Source organism: Marinimicrobium sp. UBA4509 (assembly GCF_002388575.1).
GTDB classification, from domain to species: Bacteria; Pseudomonadota; Gammaproteobacteria; order Pseudomonadales; family Cellvibrionaceae; genus Marinimicrobium; species Marinimicrobium koreense.
Map to the genome: position 1 here is coordinate 1 of NZ_DGMV01000063.1, position 3,021 is coordinate 3,021.

3 protein-coding genes and 1 tRNA gene are annotated in these 3,021 nt (G+C 58.6%); 3 read left to right on the plus strand and 1 reads right to left on the minus strand.

Annotated elements, in window-relative coordinates:
• Positions 1-35: 35 nt before the first annotated feature.
• Positions 36-111 (plus strand) — tRNA-Gly (locus B3520_RS12290).
• 522 nt (positions 112-633) lie between these two features.
• On the opposite strand, the gene B3520_RS12295 is transcribed toward B3520_RS12290, so the two are convergent.
• Positions 634-1,050 (minus strand): PA2817 family protein, encoded by a 417-nt coding sequence (locus B3520_RS12295; RefSeq protein ID WP_024460645.1) that lies wholly within the window; start codon positions 1,048-1,050, stop codon positions 634-636.
• Positions 1,051-1,113: 63 nt separating this feature from the next.
• Between B3520_RS12295 and B3520_RS12300 the strand changes: the two genes are divergently transcribed.
• Positions 1,114-2,109 carry an ABC transporter ATP-binding protein gene (locus tag B3520_RS12300; protein WP_123637748.1) on the plus strand — a complete coding sequence of 332 codons (996 nt, stop codon included), beginning with the start codon at positions 1,114-1,116 and terminating at the stop codon, positions 2,107-2,109.
• Positions 2,099-2,872, plus strand: a complete 774-nt coding sequence (locus B3520_RS12305) for an ABC transporter permease (RefSeq protein WP_024460643.1) — start codon at positions 2,099-2,101, stop codon at positions 2,870-2,872. Before B3520_RS12300 ends, B3520_RS12305 begins: the two co-directional genes overlap by 11 nt.
• The last annotated feature ends 149 nt before the right edge of the window (positions 2,873-3,021 follow it).

Below are 3,021 nucleotides of genomic sequence, written 5' to 3' on the forward strand. Positions count from 1 at the left end.
CGAGTCCCCTAGGGGACGCCATTTTACGCAATGTGGCGGGAATAGCTCAGTTGGTAGAGCACAACCTTGCCAAGGTTGGGGTCGCGAGTTCGAGTCTCGTTTCCCGCTCCAAATCTTCAAAGAAAGCTGACTTCGGTCGGCTTTTTTTGTGTCTGGCCGTTGGGCACAGGAATCCGCCCGGGAAACGAGTCTCGTTTCACGAGCCACATTGTGCTGTCCTGCGGACAGCCCCTTCGGGCAGCCTTCGGCTGTGCAAACCGGCTTCCTGCCGGTTTGTCACTCGGCGCATTATGTTGTCCTGCGGACGGCCCCTGCGGGCGGCTTCGCCGTGCCAAAGCGCTCCCGGCGCTTTGGTCCCGCTCCAATGTGCCAAATTCCACCGGCGTGCCCTACATGGCGCCAAATTCCGCGGCGTTCACGGTTTGCGTAGGGCGGGTAAGGCCAAAGGCCGCACCCGCCGTCACTGAGTTGCTACCCCGTGTGTCGGGTTGATCCCGTAGACCCCGTAGGTCGGGTTAGCGCCCAGCGCGTAACCCGACACAAACCGCCGGGCGACCGCCCTCGTTAAAAAGACGGTTACATCCGAATCTGCTAAACTACGCGGCTTCCCGTGCCCGCTGGCACCCTGGCCGACTAATGCAGGCCAAACACCTTGGCCCGTTCGTGCTCATAGGAGAACTCCCGGCCCTCGGCAATGGCTTCGTGGCGGCGTTCGTCCAGAAGCTGGTACTTGGCGATCTCTTCATCCGGCATGTAATGCAGGCAGTCGCCGCCGAAGTACCAGAGCAGGTCTCGGTGGAGCAGGGGCACCAGGTGGCCGTAGGCGGCCACCACCCGGCTCAGGACCTGTTGCCCTCGGTACAGGAAATCCTCGTCCTGGTGGGCTCTGGGGAGCGCTTCCAGGCGGGCCAGAAATTCCAGGTCATCCTCGGGGCAGTCTTCCTCAATAAACGGGGGCTGCTGCTGAGCCTGCTGGATAAAATCGCGCAACAGGCGCAAATGGTAGTCTCGATGCTGTGTTTCCGCGTAATGGTTGAGCTGAGTCGACACGCTAAACTCCCCGGGCGGCGCTGAGTCATCGCCGCCCCCAAATGAATGAGTGAATCCGACATTATGACAGCTGCACTTTCGATTAGAAATCTCTCCAAAGTCTACGGGAGCGGCTTCCATGCCCTGAAGGGCATTTCCATGGAGGTCCAGCCCGGCGACTTTTTCGCGCTGCTGGGGCCCAACGGCGCCGGCAAGTCCACCACTATTGGGATTCTCTGTTCACTGGTCCGCAAGACCGGCGGCGAGGTGGAAATTTTTGGCCATAATATTGATACCCACTTCTCCCGGGCCAAAAAAGAAGTGGGCATCGTGCCCCAGGAATTCAATTTCAGCCAGTTTGAAAAAGTTCAGGATATCGTGCTGCAACAGGGCGGCTTTTACGGCCTGCCCCGGTCGGTCGCCATGGTGCAGACGGAAAAGTACCTGAAGAAACTCGGCCTGTGGGACAAGCGCAATACCCCCGCCCGCATGCTCTCCGGCGGCATGAAGCGCCGGTTGATGATTGCCCGGGCGCTGGTGCACGAGCCCAAGCTGCTGATTCTCGACGAGCCCACCGCCGGGGTGGATATCGAGCTGCGCCGTTCCATGTGGGAGTTCCTGCGGGAAATCAACGCTCAGGGCACCACCATCATCCTGACCACCCACTACTTGGAAGAGGCGGAAAGCCTGTGCCGCCATGTGGCCATTATCGATCAGGGCAAAATCGTCAAGAACACCACCATTCGCAGCCTGTTGAAAGAGCTCAACCGCGAGGTGTTCATTTTCGATTGCGCCAATTCGGTATGGGAAGCGCCACATATCGAGGGCTTCGAAACCCGGCTGCTGGATGAGCACAGCTTTGAGGTGGATCTGGAAAAAGGTCAGTCGTTGAACCGGGTGTTTGACGCGCTGACCGCCCAGGGGCTCGATATTGTCAGTATGCGCAACAAGGCCAACCGCCTGGAGGAACTCTTCGTCGCCATGACCGGCAATGGGGAGCCGGCGGAGTCCGTCACTGAAGAAACCGAAGAGAACACAGCCAGCGAACCAGCGACCGGAGGTGATCGTCGTGGAGTTTAAAGAACAATGGATCGCGTTTACCACCATTCTGCGTAAGGAAATCAAACGCTTCACCCGCATCTGGGTTCAGACCCTGTTGCCCCCGGCCATCACCATGGCACTGTACTTTGTGATTTTCGGCAAGCTGATTGGCAGCCGTATCGGTGAGATGGGTGGCTTCGACTACATCCAGTTTGTGGTGCCCGGACTGATCATGATGGCGGTGCTGACCAACTCTTACTCGAATGTCAGCTCGTCTTTTTTCAGTGCCAAGTTTCAGCGCAGTATTGAAGAGGTGCTGGTCTCGCCCACACCGAACTACGTCATTCTGTTGGGCTATGTGCTCGGTGGCGTGGCCCGTGGGTTGGCGATCGGGGTCATGGTGACCATCCTGTCACTGTTTTTTACCGACCTGCCGATCTACAGCTGGGTCATCACCGTGTCCATCGTGGTGCTCACGGCGGTGCTGTTCGCCCTGGCCGGTTTCATCAATGCGGTGTTCGCCAACACCTTTGATGATATCTCCATCGTGCCGACCTTTGTGCTGACGCCGCTGACCTATCTGGGCGGGGTCTTTTTCTCGATCGATCTGCTCTCGGACTTCTGGCAGGGCGTGGCCCAGCTGAACCCGATTCTGTATATGGTCAACGCCTTCCGCTATGGCATGTTGGGCGTGTCGGACGTCAATATTGGCGTGGCGTTCAGTGGCCTGGTGGTGTGCGTCATGGTGCTGTTTGCCATTGGCATGCACCTGCTTAAAACCGGCAAGCGTCTGCGCGCGTAACTTTTCAGGGTAGGGGCGTTATGAGTGAGCACACATCCAACAGTCATGGACCGCTCGGGCAGCAGACAGCCTACGCATCGAGTTATGACCCCGGGTTGTTGTTTCCCATCGCCCGGGCCGAGACTCGGGCGTCCCTGGGGGTGAGTGAG